Raw genomic sequence first — 22,110 nt, forward strand, 5'->3', positions numbered from 1 at the left:
GCGCCGAGCCGGTGCTCGGCTGCCGGCAAGGCTCAGTGCTTGGCTTCTTCCTTGGCGGCGTTGGCCTTGGCGTCATTGGCGACATCGCGCGCCTTGTCGGCGACCTTCTGCGCGGCGTCGGCAGTGGCGTCGCTGGCGTGCGCGGCCGCGTCGGTGGCGGCGACCTTGGCCTGGTCAGCGGCATTGGCGGTGGCGTCGGCGGCCTTGTCCAGCGCCTGCTGGGTATCGGCGGCGGCCTGCTCGGAAGCAGCAGCGGTCTTGTCGGCGGCGTCGCGGGTTGCGGCAGCGGCCCGGTCGACGGCATCGCGGGCAGCGACGCCAGCGCTGTCGGCGGCCTGCTGCGCGTCCTGCTTGGCCTGTTCGGCCTCCGGGCCCTTGCAGGCGGCCAGGGCCAGCAGCAGGGAGCCGGCCAGCAGGGTGGTGGTGATCGGACGAATCTTCATGGCGGTCTCCGGTACTGCAATGGATGGGGACGCCAGCCTATTCATGCCGTTGTGAAGACGGGGTCGCGGAGCGCGCTCAGTCGCGATCCACGGGCGCAAAGAAAAAGCCGCTGGCGAACCAGCGGCTTTTCCGGAACAGCGTGAAGAAAGAAGTGATTACTTCTTGGCTTCTTCAGCAGCGTCCTTGGCCTGCTCAGCGGTAGCTTCGGCAGCCTTGGCGGCGTCCTTGGCTTCGCCAGCAGCGGCGTCGGTGGCAGCAGCGGCGGTGTTGGCAGCAGCGTCGGTCGCAGCGTCGGCAGCGGTGGCGGCGGTGTCAGCGGCCTGCTGGGCAGCGTCGGCGGTCTGGGCGCCAGCAGCGGCGGCCTGGTCGGCAGCAGCCTGGGCTTCGGTGGCGGCTTCGTTGGCCGAAGCAGCGGCGTCCTGGGCAGCTTCCTGCTTCGAGCAGGCGGCCAGGGCCAGAGCCAGGGACATCGCGACCAGCAGCTTGTTGATGCTCATTGTGTAAATCCTCGTCGTTAGAATTAGGCAACGCGCATGCTGCGCGCCGACAACATGATGACAAGCCAAGATTGGGTGTCAAGCGATCCCGCATTCATTTTTGCGAAATCATCGTTAAATCCATTTAAATCAATTCGATGGCGATCGCGGTCGCTTCGCCACCGCCGATGCACAGGGTGGCAATGCCGCGCTTGCCACCGCGCGTGCGCAGGGCATTGACCAGAGTCACCACCAGGCGTGCGCCGGAGGCACCGATCGGATGGCCCAGTGCACAGGCGCCGCCATTCACGTTGAGCTTGTCGTGCGGAATGCCCAGTTCGCGCATCGGCGCCATCGCCACCACAGCGAAGGCTTCATTGATTTCGAACAGATCGACCTGATCCAGCGACCAGCCGGTCTTGTCCAGCAGCTTGCGCAGCGCGCCGATCGGGGCAGTGGTGAACCACTCCGGTTCCTGCGAATGGGTGGCGTGGCCGACGATTCGGGCCAACGGCTTGATGCCGCGCGCAGCCGCATCTTCCTCGGTCAGCAGGACCACTGCGGCAGCGCCGTCGGAAATGCTGGAAGAGCTGGCGGCGGTCACACTGCCGTCCTTCTTGAAGGCCGGGCGCAGGGTCGGGATCTTGGCGATGTCCGAACGGCCGGGCTGCTCGTCGGTGGTGATCTCGACCTCGCCCTTGCGGGTGGCGACCTTCACCGCGACGATTTCATCGGCGAACGCGCCGTTGGCCTGGGCTGCCTGCGCGCGCTTGACCGATTCGATGGCGTAGGCGTCCTGCTCTTCGCGGCTGAACTGGTACTTGTCCACGGCGCATTCGGCGAATTCACCCATCGCCTTGCCGTCATAAGCGTTGACCAGGCCGTCGTGGGCCATGTGATCGACCGCCTGGAAGTTGCCGAAGCGGTTGCCGGTGCGCGAGTTGGGCAGCATGTGCGGTGCGTTGGACATCGATTCCATGCCGCCGGCGACAACGATGCTGGCCGAACCGGCCTTGATCAGGTCATGACCGAGCATGATGGTCTTCATGCCGGAGCCGCAGACCTTGTTCAGCGTGGTGGCACCGGTCGACAGCGGAATGCCGGCAGCGATCGCCGCCTGGCGGGCGGGCGCCTGGCCGAGGTTGGCCGGCAGCACGCAGCCCATGAGGACTTCGGAAACGTCGCTGGCCGGGATGCCCGACTGCTCCAGTGCGGCGGCGATGGCGGCCGCGCCCAGGGTCGGGGTCGGCACGCCGTTGAACTGGCCGAGGAAGGAGCCGATGGCGGTGCGCTTGGCGGCGGCGATGACGATGTTGGACATGGCAATCTCGTTGATGCGTAAGCAATGTTCGGAAAGGAGACCGTGGGCCGTTGGAAGCGCCCCGGTTTCCCGGCAGACTGCGTGGGGGTCGGCCCAAGTATAGAGGGTCGGGGAGGGCCGCCGCTGGACGGCGCCGCATGCCTGCCGGGACAACGGCGGGCCAATGTTCATGGGAAGGAATCGATGGAACGCACGACGACAGTGAAATCTGCCCTGGCAACCGCGCTGGCACTGGCGCTGGCAGCCTGTGGCGGAGGTGGCGGGGGCGGCAACGTGCGCATTGACACACCGCCACCACCGCCGCCACCCACGACCCCGCCACCGCCGCCGCCGCCGCCGGCAAAACCGCAGGAGCCGGCCTTCGACGCGCATCTGTCGGTCACCAATGCGCGTGCCGCACAAGCCGCCGGCCTGAGCGGCCAGAACGTGCGCATCGGTATCGTCGATTCGGGCGTGCAGCGCGACGCGGTGGCACTGAACGGGCGGGTGGTGGCCAACCTCAACTACATCGATCCGTCGCGCAACAACCTGCAGGTGGACGACGTAGTGGGCCACGGCACGGCGGTAGCCAGCCTGGCTGCCGGCGCGCCGGTTGGGTCCTGGCCAGGCGGCATCGCCCCTGGTGCGCAGATCGTTTCGGCGCGGATCATCGCCGACAAGCCGCCCGCCGACGATGGCAGCGGCAAGGGCAATTCCTTCAGCGGACCGCTGGGCGTGGCCCAGGTGCACCAGGACCTGATCAGCTACAACGTAAAGGTGATGAACAACTCGTGGGGCGGCCTGTACTGGACCGACCTGCCGACCACCGCGCAGGTGGCCGCCGAGTATCGCCCCTTCGTGGTCAACCACGGCGGGCTGGTGGTGTTCGCAGCGGGCAATGACGGCCGCAATGAACCGAGCAGCCTGGCCGCGCTGCCCAGCCAGCTGGGCGTTGCCGGCTCGCTGCCGGCGGCAGATCTGGAGCGCGGCTGGCTGGTGGCGACCGCGGTGGATCCCTATGCACCGGGCACGTTGGCCAGCTACGCCAATGGCTGCGGCCAGGCCGCGCGCTACTGCCTGGCAGCGCCGGGCAGCGCGGTCTATCCCGATGCAAACGGGGGGAGCTACTACTGGAACTACGGCACGTCATTCGCGGCGCCGCTGGTGTCCGGCGCCGCTGCGCTGGTCTGGCAGCGCTATCCGTATTTCAGCAACGACCTGGTGCGGCAGACCCTGCTGGGCACTGCCAAGGACATCGGCGCCCCGGGCGTGGATCCGGTGTTCGGCTACGGCCTGCTCGACATCGGTCGTGCGATCAACGGTCCGGGTCGCTTCGACTGGGGGGATGTGGTTGCCAACGTGGATGTGGCCTCCAGCGGTTCGGCGTGGCGCAACAACATCGTCGGCAGCGGCGGCCTGGTCAAGCAGGGCGGGGGCACTCTGGTGCTGGCCGGCAACAACAGCTATACCGGTTCCACCCGCATCGAACGCGGCATCCTGGCACTGCAGGACGGTGGCGTGATCCGTTCCAACGTGACCATCCTCGGCCAGTCCGATCCGGATTCGACCGGCCTGCAGTTCAATGGCGGCGCGCCGCGCGTGATCGGCAACGTGGTCAACGGCAGCAGCGTGTTCCTCACCACCGGCAACACCACCGGCACCATCGAGGGCGACTACGCCCAGCAGGCGGGCGCACAGTTGATGATCGCACTCGGCGCCAATGCGCTGCAGGTCACCGGCAAGGCCACCCTCGACGGTGGCGTGCGCGTGCATGGCTTCGTCTCCGGCTACGTGCCACAGAGCGGCACCCGGCAGGACCTGATCCATGCGGACGGCGGACTCAGTGGTGCCTTCAGTACGCCGGCCACCTCCAGCGGCCTGCAGGGACTGTCGCTGTTGCAGAGCAGCTATGGCTACGACAGCAACAACGCCTGGTTGAACCTGACCCAGGTCAGTGTCACCGGGGCAGCCAGCGGCCTGGGGGCTTCCGCCCAGGCGGCAGCACAGCGGCTGGAGGGTGCATTTGCCGCGCTCGACAAGAATGCAGGACTGCAGGGATCGGCCTTCGGTACGGCCGCCGGGGCGCTGCAGTGGACCGGCGGTGGCAGCAACGGCCTCGAGGCTAGTCTGCAGAGCCTGTCCGGGCAGGCGCACGCGCGGGCCGAAGCGGTCACCTTCGACAGCATCGACATGTCACGCCGTGCCATCGCAGAGCGCTTTGATCGCGTGCAGGCGGCGCCGCGCCTGCGCGGGGCCTGGCAGAGTGCGCTCGGCCAGGCCGGGCAGGGCAGCTTTGCCGGCAACGCCGCCGACAGCCGCGGTTGGATGGCCGGCCAGGACCTGCCGCTGGGCAGCACCGGGCTGATGGGTGTGGCCTTCGGCGAGACCCGCAGCAACGGTGGCAGCAGCTTCGGCGGCGATCGCGGGCGTGATCGCCAGGCGCAGGCACAGCTTTACGCGGGCTGGAATCTGGGCCGGGGCTATGCGCTGGCCCAGATCGGCAGCGGGCAGTTCACCCGGGCGCTGGATCGCCAACTGCTGCTGGGCGCGGGTAGTTACGGTGTTTCGGCCCGCTATGGCGGGCGCTTCAGCAGTGCCAGTGTCGAAGGCGGCTATCGCTTCGGCCGCGCGGGTGCCTCGTTGACACCGTATCTGGGCGCCAGCACCACGCGCGTGGATACCGATGCGTTCAACGAACTGGGCGGGTTCGGCTTCGGCCTGCGTGGCGATGCCAACCGCGTGCAGCGCAGCCAGATGCTGGCCGGCATCCGCGGCGAGCGTGGCTGGGGGCGCTGGACCCTGCGCGGGCATGCCGAGTGGCAGCAGCGGCTCGAGGGTGCCGATGCGGCGTGGCAGGCCAGTTTCGTCGGCATCGATGCTTGGGCACCACTGGCGGGCTGGAATGCGCCGCGCGGCAGTGCGCTGATCGGCATGGCGCTGGAATCATGGTGGGGTCGCAGTGGCCGCCTGAGCCTGGGCTTCGACCAGCGCGTCGGGGGCGAGGGCGCGCGCCAGGCGGCGTTGCGCTACAGCACCGGGTTCTGAGTGACAGTCGCGCCGGGACGCCAGCCCCGGCGCGACATCGACGCGCTCAGCCGCCGCGCAGGTTGCCCAGGCGCGGGGTGCTGCGGCCCAGCGGCATCTTCAATTTGCCGATCGACAGGATGCGGCTTTCGGCGATGCGGTCGGCCGCTCGCTGCGGCGCGATGTTCTCGCGCTGCGACAGTTCGAAGATGCGGGTGAGGTTGTGATAGATGCTGCGGATCAGACGCATCGCGCGTTCGCGGTTGTAGCCGTCGATCTCCAGCGACACGTTCATCACGCCACCAGCATTGACCGCATAGTCCGGCGCATACAGGATGCCGCGCGCATGCAGTTCGTCGCCGATTTCCAGGCTCGACAACTGGTTATTGGCGGTGCCGCAGACGATCTTTGCCTTGATCCGCGGCAGGGTGTCGGCGTTGATCGCGCCTTCCAGCGCGCACGGTGCGAACACATCGGCATTCACTTCATGGATCTCGTCCGGCTTGACCGCTTCAGCGCCGAAGTCGCTGACCGCGCGGTCAACCAGCGCGCTGTCCAGGTCGGTGACATACAGCTTGGCACCGCGGTCACGCAGCAGCTTCACCAGTTCCATGCCGATGTGGCCCAGGCCCTGCACCGCGATGCTGGTCTTGCCCACTTCCTCATGGCCGAACTTGAAGCGCATCGACGCCATCAACGCCTGAAGCGCGCCGTAGGCGGTGAACGGGGCCGGATCGCCGGAGCCGCCATGGACCTGGTGCACGCCGGTCACGAACTGGCTCTCCAGGTAGATGTTCTCCATGTCGTTGACATCGGTGCCGACGTCCTCGGCGGTGATGTAGCGTCCGCCCAGCGAATCGACATAGCGGCCGAAGGCACGGAACAGCACTTCGGTCTTGTCCGCTTTGGGGTCGCCGATGATCACCGCCTTGCCGCCACCGACGTTGAGGCCGGCCAGTGCATTCTTGTAGGTCATCGTCCGGCTCAGGCGCAGCGCATCGGCCAGCGCCTCGTCGGTGCTGGCGTAAGGACGCATGCGCACGCCGCCCAGGGCCGGGCCAAGGGTGGTGTTGTGGATGGCGATGATCGCCTTCAGGCCGGCGTCGTGGTTGTGGCAGAACACCACCTGTTCGTGGCCGGTGGTGGCGAGGGTTTCGAATAGCATGGCGTCTCCGATGGCGCGATCAGCGGCGAACTGCAGCGAACGGCCAGTGAACGGTAGGGTCCCAAAACAAAAAAAGCGACGTCGTCGGTGCAGGGGGACGGGTCGCGCGGCGCCATTCTAGTCCATTCCCCCGGCCGGTGCCGTCGACATCGCATGCCTTCCGGTTAAAGAAGATGAAAGTGCGGCCGATGCTGCGACGACGGCGGGTGGCCGGATTCGCGTGAAGAGGCAGGCGGTCAGTGACGGCAAGGGCACCACAACGACAGGGCAGGCGGCGATGACAGCGGCCTGGTGGCGATCACTGCGCGGCTGGCTGGCGCGCTCGACCGGGGCTGCGCCGTCCCGCTTGGCGGCGGTATCGCGACAGGCAGTGGCGGCAGCGGCTGCGAGCCTGCAGGGTGAGGCCCTGCCGTCTGCGGAGATCGCCGCACATCTGCAGCGCGGCCTGCACGCGTTGGCGTTGTACCCACGACTGGCCGGTGAGCCGGCGCCTGTCCAGGATCCGGCGTTGGGGGAAGCGGTGGCACGCGCGCTGCAGGACCGCGACTGGGCTACCCGTCAGTTGCCGCGCCGTCCGCAGCTGCTGCCGCAGCTGATCCAGACCGTCAACGACGATGCCGCCTCCGCGCGGGTGATGGCCGCGATCATCGGCCAGGACCCGGTGCTGACCGGCAACCTGCTGCGCATCGCCAACAGCCCCGCCTACAAGGTGCACGAGCGGCCCGTGGAAAGCCTGCAGCGGGCGGTGACCCTGGTCGGTACCGAAGGCGTTCGGCAGATCATCAGCGCGGTACTGGTACAGCCGGTGATGCAGATGCAGTGCGATGCGTTCCCGCAGTTCAGCACGATCATCTGGGAGCACGCACTGCTGGCCTCGCGCGCGGCTGCAGACCACGCACGCACGGTTACCTTCGGTGATGCTTTCGCCGCGCAGTGGCTGGGCCTGGTGCAGGGCCTGGGCGCGGCGCTGGTGATGCGCCAGCTGCTGCAGGAAGCCCAGGCACGTGGTGAAACCGTGGAGCCGGCGCTGGCACTGCAGCTGCTTCAGCAGTGGTCGTTACCGCTGGCACAACGGGTGGCGGCTGCCTGGGAGCTGCCCGAGCCGGTGCATCAGGCGCTGTTGCCGGAGGCCGAGGGCCCGCTGGCCGACAGCCTGCGCCTGGCCAGCGCCGCTGCGGCGGCCAGCCTGCTGTGCCGCCATGGGCATGCCAGCCAGAGCCGCATGCTGGCCCTGCTGGAACAGCTGCCTTCGGCACCGCCGCATGCATTGCGCTGGATCTGGCGGCGACTGCATGGGCGCAGCGTGGAAACGCTGGATGATGCCGGGCAGGAAGCCACCGATCCGGGGCGCTGAGCGTTACAGCTGCGATTCCAGCGGTAGCCAGCTGATCACCCGCGACAACCAGCGTTTGCGCGCCGTTGCCCCTGGCTCTTCCTCCGCCCAGTGCGGTGGTGGTTCGCGCTCCAGCCAGCGCAACCGGCGACGGTCGTCCAACGCCAGCCACCAGCTGTGCCTGGGATCCGCCAGGCGCAGGTACTCGCCGCGCAGCTGTGCACCCAGCAATGGATCGTCGAACAGCACACCCATTTCAGTGTTCAGGTAGGCCGAGCGCGGATCGAGGTTGAATGAGCCGACGAAGCCGCGGCGGTCATCGACCAGGAATGCCTTGGTGTGCAGGCTGGCGCCGCTGCTGCCGAACACGCCCGCATCGCCGGACTGCCCTTGTGCCTTCAGCTCATACAGGTGGACGCCGGCTTCGAGCAACGGCACGCGGTAGCCCATGTAGCCGCCGTGCACCGCGGCGACGTCATTGGCAGCCAGTGAGTTGGTGACCACGCCGACCTGCACGCCCCGCCGGGCCATGGCCGAAAAGCCATCCAGGCCCTCGTTGCCGGGCACGAAGTAGGGCGAGATCAACAGGGCCTTGTGCCGGGCGGCCTGCAGCTCGCTGGTCAGCGTCGAAACCAGCCACGCGCCGCGATCATCGTCGCGGTGCTTCATCGGCGGGTCCGAGACGATGCGCACTGCACGGCTCCAGCGCAATGGCTCGGGACTCGGGCGCTGCCGCCTGCGCGATTCGGCCACGCGCGCAAGGTAGGGCTGGGCCACGTCACGCTGGGCCTCATGGTCCGATTCGCGTACCAGCAGGCGCAGCTGGGCATCGGTATGGAAGGCAAGCGCCGATACCGGAATGGCGGCCTCGCTGTTCCAGTAGTCGTCGAAGATCCGGCTGGCCTGCTCCACGGCAGGGCCGGCGACCAGCAGGTCCAGGTCCTGGAAGTTCACATCGGTGCGCGCGCTGAAGTATTCCTCGCCGATGTTGCGGCCGCCGACGATCGCGACGCGGCCGTCGGCAATCCAGCTCTTGTTGTGCATGCGGTGGTTCACGCTGAAGAACCGTTGCACCATCTCCACCATGCGCAGCAGGCCGGTCCGGTTGCGGAACGGGTTGTAGAGGCGGATTTCAATGTTGGGGTGCCGGTCCAGCGCCATCATCAGGGCGTCCTTGTCCTTGGCGTTCATGTCGTCGAGCAGGATGCGCACGCGCACGCCGCGTTCGGCGGCGTCGTACAACGCCTTGGCCATCAGGTGGCCGATCAGGTCGTCGTGCCAGATGTAGTACTGCAGGTCCAGGCTGCGCCCGGCGTGGGTGGTGATCATCGCGCGCGCGGCGAAGGCATCCATGCCATCGCTGAGGAAGGCCACGCCGGACTGGCCGGGATGGGCCTCCTGCAACGGAACGATCTGCCGGTCGATCCGCGTCTGTGCCGGCTGCAGCGGCAGCACGTGCGAGGGCGTGCCCCGTGCCTGCGGGGTGAGATGGTCGGCCAGCAGCAGCCCGGACAGGACCAGCAGCACCAGTGTGGCGAGGATGATTGCAGCAACGCGAAGCAGGCGTCGCCACAGGGGCTTGGGCAGGCTCATGCGCCGATGGTAGATCCACGCCACGCGTGGATCAAAGGCAGACGGTGCATCGCAGAAGATCCACGCCATGCGTGGATGACAGGGACTTCCCTGTCAGAACCGCTCGTCGCTGCCCAGGTAACGCCACTGCCCCGCAGGCAGCGGTCCCAGTGCCACGCGGCCAATACGCAGCCGACGCACGGCCGTCACCTGCAGGCCGGCCGCGGTGACCGCCACGCGCAGGCCCTTGGCGGTCAGGCCCTTGCCCGCGAAGCGCAGGCGCTGCTCGCTCTGCCAGCTGACCTTGGCACCGCCGGATTCCTGCTGCAGGCGTGCCAGCAGCCATGGGCCACGCTCGGGGCCGCCTTCGGCGACCTCGATCAGGTATTCCTGCTCGGTGCGTCCCAGGTTGCGCTGAAGATGGGCCAGCGTGGCCGGGTCCTGGCTGACCACCACCAGGCCGCTGTCGCTGGCCGGAAGGGCGGCCGCCAGCTGCAGTCCGTGGAAGTGGCGCTGCAGCGGGCGGATGTCGCTGGCGTCCAGCTCGCTGCGGCTGTCACTGCTGACCAGCGCGCACAGGGTTTCGGCGGCAACGCCAGCCGGTTTGTGCAGCAGCATGCTGACCCGCTCGGCCTTTTCATCGCTGGCCTGCTCGGCCACCACGATCACCGCGCTGTCATCGACCGGACGCTGCGGCTGTTCCACCACCTCGCCATTGACCGTGACCCAGCCGCCTTCGATGTAGCGCCGCGCTTCGCCGCGCGGAATGCCGAGCAGGGCGGACAGGCGTTTGTCGAGACGGATCGGTTCCATGGCAGGCAGGTCGGGCAGTGGGCGCGCAGTGTAGCTGCTGCGGCCGGTCAGCGCTGGCCGCGGTTGGCCAGCTCGGTCAGGTACAGGCGGGTATCGAATTCCAGCTGCAGGTAATCCGGCTCCATGTGCTGGCACAGCTGATAGAAGGCCTTGTTGTGGTCGGCTTCCTTCAGGTGGGCCAGCTCATGCACCACGATCATGCGCAGGAACGCTGCCGGTGCCTGGCGGAACACGGTGGCGATGCGGATCTCGCGGCTGGCCTTGAGGCGGCCGCCGTGAACGCGCGAGATGGCGGTATGGGTACCCAGCGCGTGCTTGATCACTTCCAGCGTGTTGTCGTAGCAGACCTTGTTGAGCGGCACCGACTTGCGCAGGTAGCGGTCCTTCAGCTCCTGCGTGTAGTCGTACAGCTGGCGGTCGCTGCGCACTTCGTGCGGGTCGGGGTAGCGCTGCTGCAGCCATGGGCCGAGCTTGCCCTGTGCCAGCAGGTCGCTGACCTGGGCGACCAGGGGTTCGGGATAGCCGGTGAGGTACTTCAGGACTGCCATGCAGGGGTGGCGGGGCGTCGGTAGAATGGGGACATCCAAGATTACACGCGGTACGCACCGACCATGGCAAAGCCCAACGCGCTGCAGGAACAATTGCTCAAGGCCGGCCTGGCCAAGAAGTCGCAGGCCAGCGCCGCCGCGCGCGAGCAGGCCAAGGCGCGGCAAGGCAAGGCCGAATCGACGTCGGCCGAGGTCCAGCGCGAGGCTGAGCGTGCCCGCGCCGAGAAGGTCGAGCGCGACCGCGCGCTGGCCGCCGAGCGCAATGCCCAGGCCAGGCAAGCTGAACAGAAGGCGCAGGCGAAGCAGATCATCGCGGCCCATGCCGTGCCCCACAAGGGCGATGACGAGTACCGCTTCAGCGATGGCACGGCGATCCGCACTCTGCTGATCGACCCCAAGCTGCGCAAGGCGCTGTCGGTCGGCGTGCTGGTCATTGTCGCCAATGGCGAGGGCTACGCCCTGCTGCCACGTGCTGCTGCCGAGAAGGTGCGTGAGCGCGCCCCGGAGGCGATCATTGTCGACCATGGCCAGCCGGGCTCGACCGCCGAGATCTCCACCGGCAACGCCGAGGACGACGCCTACTATGCGCAGTTCCAGGTACCGGACGACCTGATCTGGTAATCAAAAAGGGGACGGAGGGGATTAAGTCGCAATCGGATTGATCGAACCCGTGCGCGTTCCACTCAGCTTGCTGAAGCCCCGCCGAGCATGGCTCGGCGCTACAGGAAGGCATTCCTTTTACCGGGGTGTATCGTCCCTATATCAGGCGACACACCTGCGGAGGACGGCCATGGCTACCGGTTGGGCGGGAGACGGCGCGGTCCAGGACCAGATCGACGCCACCGTTGATGATGCGATCGCCCGCGCGCGGCGCCAGCTGCGCGAGGGACCCGGTCTGGAACACTGTGAGGAATGCGACGCGCCGATTCCGTTGGCGCGGCGCCAGGCCGTGCCTGGTGTGCGGCTGTGCGTTGCGTGCCAGCAGGCGCGGGATGACGAAGAGCAGGCGCATGCCGGGTACAACCGGCGTGGCAGCAAGGACAGCCAGTTGAGGTAAAGGTTGTTGGGCAGGGCTGCCCCCTGCACCCGCCGAAGCCTTCAAGCCAAGGCAGCAGCAACAGCAAAAGCTGGCATTCCGTGGGGTGGCGGGGCGGTGTCGGAGTGCGGGGACGCCGCAAGTACGTCCTTGTAGGCTTGGCAGCCGCATCCATGCGGCTGACACCCCGCACTCCGACACCGCCCCACCTCCGACAGATTTCCGCGATCGGGTACATCCCGCCGTGCGTGGATAAATTTCCATCGAAATCGAAAATCTCGATATCGGAATGATTTGAGCCGAGCATGGCTCGGCTCTACAGAAGAACGGACAGCTCGCGGAAATCTGTCGAAGGCGGGGTGGGTCCGGTTGAGGGGGCGTGAGCCGCATGGATGCGGCGACCGAGCTTACATGGACGTACTTGCAGCGTCCCCCTCAACCGGACCCGCCCCGCCTACCCACGGATAGCCAGCTTCTGCCGTTGACGTTGACGTTGATTCGGCAGGTGCAGGGCTGCAAGCCCTGCCGAACACCGCGCCTCAGCCGTCGCCCTGGATGCCGCCAGGCGCCTGTGCCGGGTCGCGCCAGCGGCGCACGGTGCGCTGGAAGAACAGGTTGTTCGGCAACTGCAGCACCGTGCCCTCGTGGCCGTCGCCGGTTTCCTGCAGTGTGGTGTAGATCAGGTTCACATCGATCACCCGGCCCTTCAGACCCGGCTTCTCGCCGTTCTCCAGCACCTCGATGTAGTCATGCAGGCGGAACGGGCGCGTGGTGAAGATCAGCAGCGTGCAGAAGATGTTGGAGAGCACGCTCCACGCCGCGAAAAAGGCCACCGCACCCACGGCGGCAAAGCCGGTGAACGCCGTCCACAGTACCGAAGGCGACGCGCCCAGCAGGCTGAGGATGTACAGCAGGGCGCTGAAATAGACCACGAAACTGGTGATACGCCGGGCGCCCATCGCCATCTCCGGTGGCAGTGTGTAGTGCTCGGCGAAACGCCGGATGAGGCGCCGTGCCAGCACCCGCAGCAGCCACGCGGCCAGCAGGGTCAGCAGGATCTTCACGGCGATACCCACGTCATGCAGCCAGGGGCGGGTCCAGGCGGGGAGATGATCCTTCAGCGACAACATCATGGCGCGACAACAGGTGGCAATAACGGCCCTTGATGTTACCCGGCGCCTGCCGTGGATTCGACTGCCGGGGTCCAGGCCAGGCACACCAGTTCCTGGCGATGCTGCTGCAGGCAGGCGCTGCCACTGTCCGTGCGCAGCTGCAGGGACAGGCCCAATGCCTGCAGCACGACGCAGGCGGCGATCACCAGCACGGCGGCGCAGGCGGGGCTGGACATGACTGGACTCCCGGAGGTGTTTTCTCGAAGACCTTTCATGGATGCAGCCATCGTCGAAAAGGTTGCATGTCCCTGATCGCCGATCACCTCTAAACCTTTTTCCGGGCCGCCGCATCCAAGCGATATGCTCGACACCACCATGCCAGCGCTGCCTGCCGCCAACGACCCCGTCGACGAACCCGCCCTGGTGCGGGCGGCCGCTGCGGGAGACACTGCTGCCTACGAACTGCTGTACCGGCGTCACGCGCCGCGTGTATTCGCTGTGCTGTGGCGGTTGTGTGGCGGCCAGCAGGCACGTGCCGAGGATGCGCTGCAGGAGGCCTTCCTGCAGGCCTGGAAAGCGCTGCCGGGGTTCCGCTTCGAGAGCAGCCTGTCGACCTGGCTGCATCGGCTGGGCGTCAACGCCGCGCTCATGGAGCTGCGTGGCCGGGCGGGCGGGCAGGATCACGACAGTCTGGACGACGTCGACGGGGGCCTGCAGGAACTGGCGGTGCGTGACCGCTGCGCCGGCACCGAGCGCGACCTGGAGCGCGCGTTGTCGACACTGCCACCACGGGCGCGTGCGGTACTGGTGCTGCACGACATCGAAGGCTGGAAACACCAGGAAATCGCCGAGCAGCTGCAGATGGCCGTCGGCAGTTCCAAGGCACAGCTGCATCGTGCGCGCGGCCTGTTGCGCGCACGGCTGGGAGACATGACATGAGTACGCACGAACACGATTCCGATCACGACCTGCTGGCCCTGCTGCGTGCGCTGCCGAATGAGCGCGAAGTGCCCACTGATGGTTGGGCACGCCTGTCTGCCCGGCTGCCGCCGCGTGAACCGCAGGCAGCACCTGCGCCAACGGACAACGTGGTGGCCCTGCCAACGCGCTCGCGGCGCCGCTGGTGGCTGCCGGTCGGCGCTGCCCTGGCGGCCAGCCTGGCGGTCTACGCCGTGGCGCCGTGGCGTCATGCGCAGCCAGAGGTACCGGTACCTTCAGCGCTGCAGCTGCAGGCGGCGGCGATGACCGAGCAGTACCAGCAGGCCGTGGCCTCGCTGCCCGATGGGCGCGCGCCGGAATGGCAGCCGGCCCTGCACGAACTGGATGATAGCGCGGCGCAGATCCGTGCCGCACTGGCGCAGGACCCGCGCGCGCCGCACCTGCTTGGCCAGCTCAAGCGCACCTATGCACTGCGGCTGGAACTGACCCGGCAGGCGGCCTATGCCGCCGAGTCCGGCCTGACGACCTGAGGAGACCCCCATGACCCGAACCCTGATTTCCTGCTGTGTTGCACTGCTGCTGGCCCCTGCCGTGGCGCTGGCCGACACCCGCATCGACGAGCGCCACACCTTGGCTGCGGGCGGTCGCATCGAACTGAGCAACGTGGCCGGCAAGGTGACCGTGCGTGGCTGGGACCGCAATGATGTGCAACTCACCGGCACGCTCAGCGATGGCCTGCAGCTGCGCCAGGAAAAGAGCGCCAACCGGGTGCGCTGGGAGATTGAATACCCGCGCCGCAGCAACAATGGTGGCGCGACGCTGGTGCTGAACGTGCCGCGCTCGGTGGAACTGCTGTTGAGCACGGTCAGCGCCAGCCAGGACATCAGTGGCATCGATGTGCGACGGCTGCAGGCCGACACGGTCAGCGGCAGCCTGAGCGCGGCTGGCCGCAGTGGCGACAGCAAGCTCAACACGGTCAGTGGCAGCGTCAGCGCACGCCTGCAGACGCCGAAGCTGGATGTGAACACGGTCAGTGGCCGGATCCAGGCCGGCGGCGGCGTGTCCGGTGATATCGGTGCGCAGACGGTGTCCGGCCGGGTCGAGGTCGACGCCGGGCGCGTGCAGCGGCTGGCGGTGGAGACCGTCTCAGGCAGCATCGACCTGGCAGCAGCCGGGTTGGCGCCCGGTGGCCGCATCAATGTTGAATCGGTCAGTGCCCCGGTCACGCTGAGCCTGCCGCGCGCAGTGTCGGCACAGCTGTCGGTGAACAGCTTCAGCGGCTCGATCAACAGCGATGCCGGCCAGGTGGAGCGGCCACGCTACGGGCCGGGCAGCCACCTCGACACGCGGCTGGGCGGCGGCGACGGTGACATCCGCATCCAGTCGCATTCGGGCAGTGTGCGGGTACGCCTGGACCGCTGAGCACGGTCCGGCAGGCCGCGGCGGCAGCGCCGCCGCGGTCGGTGCTGGGTCAGCTGGCTTTCTTCAGCGCCCAGGTGGTGCCGAGGACTTCGATCTTGCCACCGGCCTTGCGGAACGCTGCCAGGTCCGAAGCGATCGAATCGCTGCTGACCACGGTGCTGGCGGCCGCGCCCTTGCGTTCGCTGCGGATGCTGTTGCTGGCCTTCGCGGGGGTCTTTGCCTTGCGGGGCATGGTTGCTCCTGTCAGGTGGAAGGGGAGGAAAGCGACCAGGCATCAGCCTGGCGCAGGTAGTCCTGCCGCTCGCGGCGGCAGTCATCGCCGCCCATCGAAAACTGGCGGCAGATCGCCGGGCGCTGCGAATAGATCGTGCAGCGCAGGTGATAGGGATCGATCGCCGCGCACCAGCCTTCCTCGTTGCGCGCCATCACGGCACGGCCGTGGGAGTCGCGTGACAGGAACTGGCCAGGCACGTGGTCGCCGGGCTGCAGCAGCACGGGCAGCCGACAACAGACCGCGTCACAACGGCGGCAGTCGATGGGTGCAGGTGCTGCGTCAGGTTGTAAGGCCACAGGGGCCTGGCGGGTGCCCAAAGCGGGTCTCGATGGCGGCTCAGGTGCTGCGCGGACCATGAACGAGCCAGGAAGGCATGGCCGCTAGGCCCGCAGGCGGGCCAGGCTGCACCGTGGACACACACCGGCGTGGCCAGTGGAAGGTGCAGCGGGGTTCTAGCCGACCAAGAGTAACTTAGACCGCGTAACGTTTTGTTAATCCGGGCTGGCTGCCGCCAGTGCCAGGCCCTGGACCACGCCCAGCGAGGGCTCGCCGTGGACCATGCGGGCGCCCGGGAAGGCCTCGGCCACGGCCTGGCGCAGGTAGCCGGCGCGGGACATGCCGCCGGTCAGGAACACCGCATCCGGGTCGCCGCCAATGTCGCTGCGGACCTGGGCCAGCAGTTCCCGGATCTGTTCCAGGTAGCCGTGAGCGGCAGCGGCCAGGCCGGCGGCGCTGCTGTCGGCATGCAGGTCGCGGGCAATGTAGTCCAGCGTGCTGCGGTGCTCGCTGGCGGCACTGAGGGCGATCTTCGCGCGTTCCACATCGCGGTACAGGCGGGCGGTATTGCCGGTGTCCTGCAGGGCCTGCAGGCGCGCGCGCCACGGATCTTCGACGTGATCGTATTTGTGCTGGCGGAAGTCACGCTGGCGGGTCATGTCCTGCACCGTGGCCGCTTCCACGTAGTGGTGGGCGGGCACGCGGGTGATGCCGCGGCCGAACAGCGGCATGTAGCTGGACAGGCTCAGCGCCAGGTCGATGTCGGTACCGCCGCGGGCAATACCCCACGCGCGGTGGATGCGTGGCGCAGCATCGCCGCCGACTTCGGCATGCGCGATGTCAGTGGTACCGCCACCGATGTCGACGATCACCGCCTGGTGCCGCTCGCGGCTTTCGGCGTGGTAATGCATGGCCGCCGCGGCCGGTTCCTCGAGGAAATCGATCTGGTCGAAGCCGGCCTGGGTGGCGGCCTCGCGCAGGATGTCCAGCGCCTGGTCGTTGCCGGCCGCGCCGATCGAGCTGCGGAACTGCACCGGGCGGCCGAGCAGGGCGGCACGCAGCGGCTGGCCGAGCTGGGCGCTGGCAGTCAGGCGGATGTGCTCGAGGATGTGCGCGGCGATGCCGGTGATGGTCTGCTTGGCGCGCGGGTGCAGGTTGTAGCCGAGCATCGACTTCGGGCTCTGCACCAGGTTGCCTTCGTGTTCCTCGAAATAGGCTTCCAGCGCGTCATCGCCATAGACCGCGTTCTGCAGCAGGTCGCTGGCGCTGCGTTCCTTGCCGGCGCGCGCTTCCATCCACTCCCGTCGCAGTGCGCGCAGGGCTTCGCGGCGCAGTGCCTGTGGCGTGCGTTCCTGGCCGGCGGCGCGGGCCGCGCGCGCAGCGCTGTCGATCATCTGCTGCAGCTGGTGTTCCTGCCCATCATCGAGCTGGAAGTCATCCGGGTCGGGCACCACGCCGGGGAAGTACACGCTGGTGCGGAACTGTTCGGCGTCGCCGAAGCGGATCGGCAGCAGCTTTCCCTCATGCACGATGGCGGCGGCGGAGTTGCTGGTACCGAAGTCGATGCCGAGGCGCATGGGAAGTTCCGGGGTCGATCAGGGGCCGCGCACTCTGCTGCAGTTCGCCGCCGACTGCAAGTTCCGGGGGCGTGCCGTTGTGTGTCGGGCCAGGTGCGCAGCCCGGGGCCTGCCTGGAAAAGGGGCAGGGAAGCCAGGCGGTTACAATGGCGGCTGTTGATTCACTTTGAGGTACTTGCTGATGTCTTCTGCCCCCGCCTGCCCGCAGTGCACCCTGGAAAACACCTACGCCGATGGTGCGCTCTGGATCTGCGCCGACTGCGGCTTCGAATGGACCCCCGAAGAAAGCGCGGGCTCCACCCTGGTCGTTCGTGACAGCAACGGCAATACCCTGCAGGCCGGCGACACGGTCACCGTAATCAAGGACCTGAAAGTGAAAGGCTCCTCGATCCCGCTCAAGCAGGGCACCGTGATCCGCAACATCCGCCTGGTCGAAGATGATGCCGAGCACATCGAAGGCAACTCGGACAAGATCAAGGGCCTGGTCCTGAAGACCTGCTTCCTCAAGAAGGCCTGATCGCCTTCAGCGCCTGGCCTGCTGCTGCGCGCGCCAGCGGGCCAGGCTGTCCAGCTTGGCCTGGTAGCGCGCCTGCTCCGGCGCGCCCCCCAGTTCCCGTGCACGCAGCAGTTCACGATCGGCGCGCTTGAGCTGGCCAGCCAGGAAATAGGCGCGTGCCAGCCCGAAGTGGAACTGATGCGCGGTGTCGTACAGGCGCACGGCCTGCCGGTAATGGCGGATCGCCTCGTCCAGTTGGCCAGCGCGTTCGGCCTTGGCGCCGAACATGTACTGCGCGAACGGGTCTTCGCGCTGCACCGACTTCAGCCGGCGCTCAAGTGACTGCGCCTGTGCGGTCAAGCTCAGGCTGCGGAACAGCGCGGAGGCATTGGTTAGTGCGGCATCCTGGCGGCCGTCCAGCTGCAGCGATCGGTCCAGCGCCTGCCGCGCCGCCTCGGTGTTGCCTTCGCGGTGGGCGAGTACGCCGAGGTTGTTCCACACCGGAGCGAACCCGCTGTCCTGGGCCAGGGACGCGTCGAAGAACGCACGCGCGCCGCCGAAGTCACCGTCGGCGAGGCGCTCCGCACCCCGGTTGTTGTAGAAATGCGCCAATGCCCGCGCACGGCTGACCGGAACCGGCCCACGGCGGTCATAGAGCACGTTGCGATCCAGATCGACGGTACCGAAACGCCCGCCGACGTCGACACCGGCGTTGACGTGGCCGACGCTGTAGACCACGCCCGCGTCCTGGTCCTGGTACCAGGACACTACCTGCCCCACTTCCTGCACGCGCGCCTGGATGCCCGCCTCCCGCGCAAGCGTCACGAACAGCAGGGTGAAGGCCAGGCAGTTGGCGCGGCGGTGCTGCCAGATATCGCTGACGGTGTAGGTCGCATTGGCGTCGTACTGCAGGTCCAGCCCGTGCTGGCCGAAGATCATCTCCACGAGCGCCTGCAACCGCTGGTCGCGGGAGTAGCTGCGCTGGATCACCTGCTTCTGGAGCATCGCACGCAGGTCTGCGGGAATGGCGAACACTTCTTCCGGGGTCGGCACGCGTACGGCTGACACGGTGATGGTCGGGGTCGTCACCACATCGGCGGGCGGTGCCTGGCCTGCGCCGAAGGCAGGAGCACAGAAGGCCAGCAGCGAAAGGGTGAGGCAATGGGCGGCAGAACGGTACATGACGGTTCCCGGCAGCGGCGGGCGCTCCCGCCTGTGGCGAGTGTATTCCCATGGATGTCAGGCTGCAGCGACCGTTGGTCGGCGCCGCGGTCATCCACAACCGATGTGGACCAGCGCTCGACAAAGCTGTGGACAACTGGCTCCGGGCCCCGCCCGGCAAGCGTTGTGAGTGCGTGGTGAAAAAACCGCCAGCTTGCCCGGCGCCGGCACAGGCGGGATGATCCGGGCATGGACTTCTCACCGCTGACGCTTGCCCCGGCGCAGTGGCAGGCGCTGCAGGACAGCTATGCAACGCCGCCACGGGCCTACCACCACTTCGGCCATGTACGCGCCGTGCTGCAGCACTGCCAGGAGGTGGCCGACGGCCCTGGCTGGACGCAGCCGGCCGAGATCTATCTGGCCGTGCTCTACCACGATGCGATCTACCACGCGGGGCGCAAGGACAACGAGGCCCGTTCGGCGCAGCTGGCCCTGCAGGCGATCGCACAGGCACCGGAGCTGGCCGCAGTGGATGCCGCACGCGTCGAGCAGTTGATCCTGCTGACCGCCCGCCATGGTGAGCTGGGTCCGCAGGATGTGGATGCCGAGGCGGCGCTGTTCCTGGACTGCGACATGGCGATCCTGGCCGCGCCGGAGCCGGTGTTTGCCGCCTATGACCGTGGCGTGGCCGACGAATACAAGGGCGTGGTGCCGGGCTTCCTGTACCGCGCCGGCCGCCGTCGGTTCCTGCAGGGCCTGCTGCGGGCGCCGCGGATTTTCCTCAGTGACTTCTTCCACCAACGGCTGGATGCGGCCGCTCGGGAGAACCTGCGCCGACAGCTGGCCCGCTGAGCCAGCCCGGTACACTGGGGCCTGCTTCCACTGATCGTCGCTTCCGACCGTGTCCGTCCCTGATCCCGATCCACGCCCGCTACCACCGGAAGAACCCGGTCCCAACGAATGCTGCGGCAGCGGCTGCCCGCTGTGCGTGCTGGACCTGTACTCCGAGGAGCTGCAGCGTTACCGCAAGGCGTTGGCCGAATGGAAGATGCGGCATCCTGAGGACGCAGCATGAGCCGTGCGCGTCCGGTGGCGGTGCTGGCACTGGTGGCGCTGCTGCTGTTCGTGGCAACCGCGCTGTGGACCCAGGTTGCGCGCAGTGATCTGGACTGGGTGCGGGCGACGTTGAGCCTGTATCTGCACGGGCCGTGGGGGCTGGCGTTGCGCGCTGCCTACTGCGTGCTGGCGCTGGCCATTGCGGCGCTCGGCGTTGCGCTGTATCGCGGCAGCATCGGCCCACGGCGCAGTGCGGCCGCACCGCTGTTGTTCACGGTTTCCGCCCTGGGCCTGGCGACGGTGGCGATCGGCGACAGTTGGCTGCCTGAAGCGACCCCGTTGCTGGCGCCGTTCATCCACGGGCTTGCAGCCAACACGGCGTTCCTGTGTGCCTGCGTCGGCATGCTGCTGCAGGCGTGGTACCTGCGCCGGGAACCGGGTTGGCAGCCCGCCGCTGAACTGCTCTGGGGCTGGGCATGGCTGGCCTTCGTGCTGCTGTGGCTGCACGTGCTGTGGCGCGCTGGGCCACCGCGCGGGCTCGGACAGAAAGTGGTGATCGCAGTGATCGTCGGCTGGCTTCTGTACCTGGCGACGGCCCTGTACCGTCGCAGCCGCCAGGCCGCGGCCGACTGAATCCCTAACGGCCTGCGCCGGTACGTGCCGTGCACGCGGCGGCGGCGTATCGTGTGCGCATTCGATCGGGGATGCGACATGAAGCGTGCAGGGCTGGGCAGGGCAATGGGTGTGGTATTGGCGCTGGCCACGCTGCCGGCAACGGCGGCGGTGACCCCGCAGCAGTTCAGCCATGGGCGGTTCGAGCAGATTCCGGTGCACATGCCGGCCGGCACGCCGCAACGGGTGGTGATCTGGTTCCACGAACCCACTGCCGGCGGTGACACCAGCCGCCTGCCGATCGAGGCCCTGCGTGCCGACGGCGCGCTGGTGGCGGCAGTGGACATTGCGCATCTGCGCGGTGTGCTCAAGCGCGAGGGTGACCCGACCTGTTCGTTCGGTTCCGGTGACGTCGAGAATTTCTCGCGCTGGCTGCAGGCTTCGCTGCATCTGCCCGGCTACCACCTGCCGCTGGTCGGCGGTGATGGCGAAGGTGCCGAAATGGCCTACGCGCTGGCAGCGCAGGCCGACACCCAGGTTTTCGCCGGTGTGCTGACCACCGGCTTCTGCCCGGACCACAGCCACCAGCGCATGGTCTGCGGCGATGGCGTGAAGCGCGACAGGCTGCAGCCGGCCGAACTGAATTTTCCGTGGTTGAGTGCGGGAGGTGACAACGGCTGCAGGGCGGGCCAGGCCAGCCGGTTCGTACAGCAGGTGGCCATGGCGCGTGAGTTCAAGCGCACTGCGCGCGGTGATGCATCACCGGGCCTGGTGGCGGCGGCGCGGGTGATTGGCGCGCAGGCTGGCGTCAGCCTGGCACCGCCGCCTGCTGCACTGAAGGACCTGCCGGTGGTGGAAATGCCGGCGGCCACCAGCGGCGATACGCTGGCGGTGTTCGTCTCCGGTGACGGTGGCTGGGCGGGCCTGGACAAGAACGTGGCGTCGTCACTCAACGCGCATGGCGTGGCGGTGGTGGGCATCGACTCGCTGCGCTACTTCTGGAGCCAGCGCACACCGAAGGGCTTTGCCGGCGACCTGCAGAAGATCATCGACCACTACCGCCAGCAGTGGCACCGAGACAAGGTGATGCTGATTGGTTTCTCGCAGGGTGCCGATGTGTTGCCTGCCACCATCAACCAGCTCGATGCCGGTACCCGTGAGGGGCTGGAGCGCATCGTGCTGCTATCGGTGGGCAGGAAGGCCGACTTCGAATTCCATGTCAGCAACTGGCTGGGCGGTGGCGGCGATGGCTTGCCGATCGCCCCGGAAGTGGCCAGGCTGCCGGCAGAAAAAACGCTGTGCGTGTTCGGCGACAAGGATGAGGACGCATTGTGCCCGGACCTGCCGGCCAATGACGGGGTGAGGAAGGTGAAGCTGCCGGGTGATCACCATTTCGGGGGGGACTACGATCGCTTGGCCGAAGTGATCCTCAAGGGCGGTATGTAGCGCTTGGCAGGCGCCGACCTTGGTCGGC

General features: G+C 67.7%; 25 protein-coding genes. 12 read left to right on the forward strand and 13 right to left on the reverse strand.

The features are described 5' to 3' along the window. Nucleotides 1-32 precede the first annotated feature (32 nt). The 3 genes from N5C25_RS10585 to N5C25_RS10595 all read right to left on the reverse strand — a co-directional run bounded on the left by N5C25_RS10585 (nucleotide 33) and on the right by N5C25_RS10595 (nucleotide 2,241). Nucleotides 33-443 (reverse strand): hypothetical protein, encoded by a 411-nt coding sequence (locus tag N5C25_RS10585; protein ID WP_019662151.1) that lies wholly within the window; start codon nucleotides 441-443, stop codon nucleotides 33-35. A gap of 156 nt (nucleotides 444-599) precedes the next feature. Beyond that, the gene (locus N5C25_RS10590) at nucleotides 600-941 is read right to left on the reverse strand and encodes a hypothetical protein (protein WP_019662150.1); all 342 of its coding nucleotides are present in this window, start codon (nucleotides 939-941) and stop codon (nucleotides 600-602) included. Between the two features lie 124 nt (nucleotides 942-1,065). Then, entirely contained in the window at nucleotides 1,066-2,241 is a 1,176-nt protein-coding gene (locus tag N5C25_RS10595; protein ID WP_019662149.1) for a thiolase family protein, read from the reverse strand. 183 nt (nucleotides 2,242-2,424) lie between these two features. Between N5C25_RS10595 and N5C25_RS10600 the strand changes: the two genes are divergently transcribed. Next, entirely contained in the window at nucleotides 2,425-5,265 is a 2,841-nt protein-coding gene (locus N5C25_RS10600) for an autotransporter serine protease (protein WP_279936914.1), read from the forward strand. 46 nt (nucleotides 5,266-5,311) lie between these two features. On the opposite strand, the gene N5C25_RS10605 is transcribed toward N5C25_RS10600, so the two are convergent. Further along, on the reverse strand, nucleotides 5,312-6,409 hold the full coding sequence (locus N5C25_RS10605) for a Glu/Leu/Phe/Val dehydrogenase dimerization domain-containing protein (RefSeq protein WP_058982109.1): 1,098 nt from the start codon (nucleotides 6,407-6,409) through the stop codon (nucleotides 5,312-5,314). 277 nt (nucleotides 6,410-6,686) lie between these two features. On the opposite strand from N5C25_RS10605, the gene N5C25_RS10610 reads away from it, so the two are divergent. Then, the gene (locus N5C25_RS10610; protein WP_019662146.1) at nucleotides 6,687-7,763 is read left to right on the forward strand and encodes an HDOD domain-containing protein; all 1,077 of its coding nucleotides are present in this window, start codon (nucleotides 6,687-6,689) and stop codon (nucleotides 7,761-7,763) included. Nucleotides 7,764-7,766: 3 nt separating this feature from the next. On the opposite strand, the gene N5C25_RS10615 is transcribed toward N5C25_RS10610, so the two are convergent. From N5C25_RS10615 to N5C25_RS10625, 3 genes are all read right to left on the reverse strand, one after another. After that, on the reverse strand, nucleotides 7,767-9,359 hold the full coding sequence (locus N5C25_RS10615; protein WP_251103415.1) for a phospholipase D family protein: 1,593 nt from the start codon (nucleotides 9,357-9,359) through the stop codon (nucleotides 7,767-7,769). A 69-nt stretch (nucleotides 9,360-9,428) separates the two neighbouring features. Then, the gene (locus N5C25_RS10620; protein WP_019662144.1) at nucleotides 9,429-10,127 is read right to left on the reverse strand and encodes an RNA pseudouridine synthase; all 699 of its coding nucleotides are present in this window, start codon (nucleotides 10,125-10,127) and stop codon (nucleotides 9,429-9,431) included. Between the two features lie 47 nt (nucleotides 10,128-10,174). Then, nucleotides 10,175-10,675, reverse strand: coding sequence for a M48 family metallopeptidase (locus N5C25_RS10625; RefSeq protein WP_049430504.1), 501 nt, complete (start codon nucleotides 10,673-10,675; stop codon nucleotides 10,175-10,177). A gap of 63 nt (nucleotides 10,676-10,738) precedes the next feature. On the opposite strand from N5C25_RS10625, the gene N5C25_RS10630 reads away from it, so the two are divergent. Both N5C25_RS10630 and N5C25_RS10635 read left to right on the forward strand, forming a co-directional pair. After that, nucleotides 10,739-11,296: a DUF2058 domain-containing protein gene (locus N5C25_RS10630; RefSeq protein WP_251103417.1), complete on the forward strand. Its 558-nt coding sequence runs from the start codon at nucleotides 10,739-10,741 to the stop codon at nucleotides 11,294-11,296. Between the two features lie 169 nt (nucleotides 11,297-11,465). Next, entirely contained in the window at nucleotides 11,466-11,732 is a 267-nt protein-coding gene (locus N5C25_RS10635; protein WP_019662141.1) for a DksA/TraR family C4-type zinc finger protein, read from the forward strand. Nucleotides 11,733-12,250: 518 nt separating this feature from the next. Here the strand turns inward: N5C25_RS10635 and N5C25_RS10640 are convergent. Together N5C25_RS10640 and N5C25_RS10645 are read right to left on the reverse strand one after the other, a co-directional pair. Beyond that, complete coding sequence (locus tag N5C25_RS10640) at nucleotides 12,251-12,844, reverse strand: mechanosensitive ion channel family protein (protein ID WP_279936915.1); 594 nt, start codon at nucleotides 12,842-12,844, stop codon at nucleotides 12,251-12,253. A gap of 35 nt (nucleotides 12,845-12,879) precedes the next feature. After that, the gene (locus tag N5C25_RS10645) at nucleotides 12,880-13,059 is read right to left on the reverse strand and encodes a hypothetical protein (RefSeq protein WP_279936916.1); all 180 of its coding nucleotides are present in this window, start codon (nucleotides 13,057-13,059) and stop codon (nucleotides 12,880-12,882) included. A 124-nt stretch (nucleotides 13,060-13,183) separates the two neighbouring features. Between N5C25_RS10645 and N5C25_RS10650 the strand changes: the two genes are divergently transcribed. Genes N5C25_RS10650 through N5C25_RS10660 form a run of 3 tightly spaced genes read left to right on the forward strand, consistent with a single transcriptional unit; the run spans nucleotide 13,184 to nucleotide 15,184 of the window. After that, complete coding sequence (locus N5C25_RS10650; protein WP_019662138.1) at nucleotides 13,184-13,762, forward strand: sigma-70 family RNA polymerase sigma factor; 579 nt, start codon at nucleotides 13,184-13,186, stop codon at nucleotides 13,760-13,762. After that, on the forward strand, nucleotides 13,759-14,292 hold the full coding sequence (locus N5C25_RS10655; RefSeq protein WP_058982122.1) for a hypothetical protein: 534 nt from the start codon (nucleotides 13,759-13,761) through the stop codon (nucleotides 14,290-14,292). Before N5C25_RS10650 ends, N5C25_RS10655 begins: the two co-directional genes overlap by 4 nt. A gap of 10 nt (nucleotides 14,293-14,302) precedes the next feature. Continuing rightward, nucleotides 14,303-15,184, forward strand: coding sequence for a DUF4097 family beta strand repeat-containing protein (locus tag N5C25_RS10660; protein ID WP_279936917.1), 882 nt, complete (start codon nucleotides 14,303-14,305; stop codon nucleotides 15,182-15,184). A 49-nt stretch (nucleotides 15,185-15,233) separates the two neighbouring features. Here the strand turns inward: N5C25_RS10660 and N5C25_RS10665 are convergent, their stop codons facing one another. The 3 genes from N5C25_RS10665 to N5C25_RS10675 form a co-directional block, all read right to left on the reverse strand. Beyond that, nucleotides 15,234-15,416 (reverse strand): hypothetical protein, encoded by a 183-nt coding sequence (locus N5C25_RS10665; RefSeq protein ID WP_005410566.1) that lies wholly within the window; start codon nucleotides 15,414-15,416, stop codon nucleotides 15,234-15,236. 11 nt (nucleotides 15,417-15,427) lie between these two features. Then, a complete protein-coding gene (locus tag N5C25_RS10670; protein ID WP_080112561.1) occupies nucleotides 15,428-15,721 on the reverse strand; it encodes a YkgJ family cysteine cluster protein in 294 nt (97 codons plus the stop codon). Between the two features lie 228 nt (nucleotides 15,722-15,949). Further along, nucleotides 15,950-17,311, reverse strand: a complete 1,362-nt coding sequence (locus N5C25_RS10675; protein WP_279936918.1) for an Hsp70 family protein — start codon at nucleotides 17,309-17,311, stop codon at nucleotides 15,950-15,952. 181 nt (nucleotides 17,312-17,492) lie between these two features. Between N5C25_RS10675 and N5C25_RS10680 the strand changes: the two genes are divergently transcribed. Next, nucleotides 17,493-17,828 (forward strand): zinc ribbon domain-containing protein YjdM, encoded by a 336-nt coding sequence (locus N5C25_RS10680; protein WP_021204683.1) that lies wholly within the window; start codon nucleotides 17,493-17,495, stop codon nucleotides 17,826-17,828. A gap of 6 nt (nucleotides 17,829-17,834) precedes the next feature. On the opposite strand, the gene N5C25_RS10685 is transcribed toward N5C25_RS10680, so the two are convergent. Next, nucleotides 17,835-18,989, reverse strand: a complete 1,155-nt coding sequence (locus tag N5C25_RS10685) for a transglutaminase-like domain-containing protein (RefSeq protein WP_279936919.1) — start codon at nucleotides 18,987-18,989, stop codon at nucleotides 17,835-17,837. 228 nt (nucleotides 18,990-19,217) lie between these two features. On the opposite strand from N5C25_RS10685, the gene N5C25_RS10690 reads away from it, so the two are divergent. The 4 genes from N5C25_RS10690 to N5C25_RS10705 all read left to right on the forward strand — a co-directional run bounded on the left by N5C25_RS10690 (nucleotide 19,218) and on the right by N5C25_RS10705 (nucleotide 22,082). Next, a complete protein-coding gene (locus N5C25_RS10690) occupies nucleotides 19,218-19,820 on the forward strand; it encodes a hypothetical protein (RefSeq protein WP_251103332.1) in 603 nt (200 codons plus the stop codon). A 49-nt stretch (nucleotides 19,821-19,869) separates the two neighbouring features. Next, nucleotides 19,870-20,043, forward strand: coding sequence for an oxidoreductase-like domain-containing protein (locus N5C25_RS10695; protein ID WP_279936920.1), 174 nt, complete (start codon nucleotides 19,870-19,872; stop codon nucleotides 20,041-20,043). After that, the gene (locus N5C25_RS10700) at nucleotides 20,040-20,657 is read left to right on the forward strand and encodes a DUF998 domain-containing protein (RefSeq protein WP_058982134.1); all 618 of its coding nucleotides are present in this window, start codon (nucleotides 20,040-20,042) and stop codon (nucleotides 20,655-20,657) included. The genes N5C25_RS10695 and N5C25_RS10700 overlap by 4 nt, the downstream gene beginning before the upstream one ends. Before the next feature lie 78 nt (nucleotides 20,658-20,735). Then, complete coding sequence (locus N5C25_RS10705; protein ID WP_279936921.1) at nucleotides 20,736-22,082, forward strand: AcvB/VirJ family lysyl-phosphatidylglycerol hydrolase; 1,347 nt, start codon at nucleotides 20,736-20,738, stop codon at nucleotides 22,080-22,082. The last annotated feature ends 28 nt before the right edge of the window (nucleotides 22,083-22,110 follow it).

Source organism: Stenotrophomonas sp. GD03958 (assembly GCF_029839005.1).
Classification (GTDB): Bacteria; Pseudomonadota; Gammaproteobacteria; order Xanthomonadales; family Xanthomonadaceae; genus Stenotrophomonas; species Stenotrophomonas hibiscicola.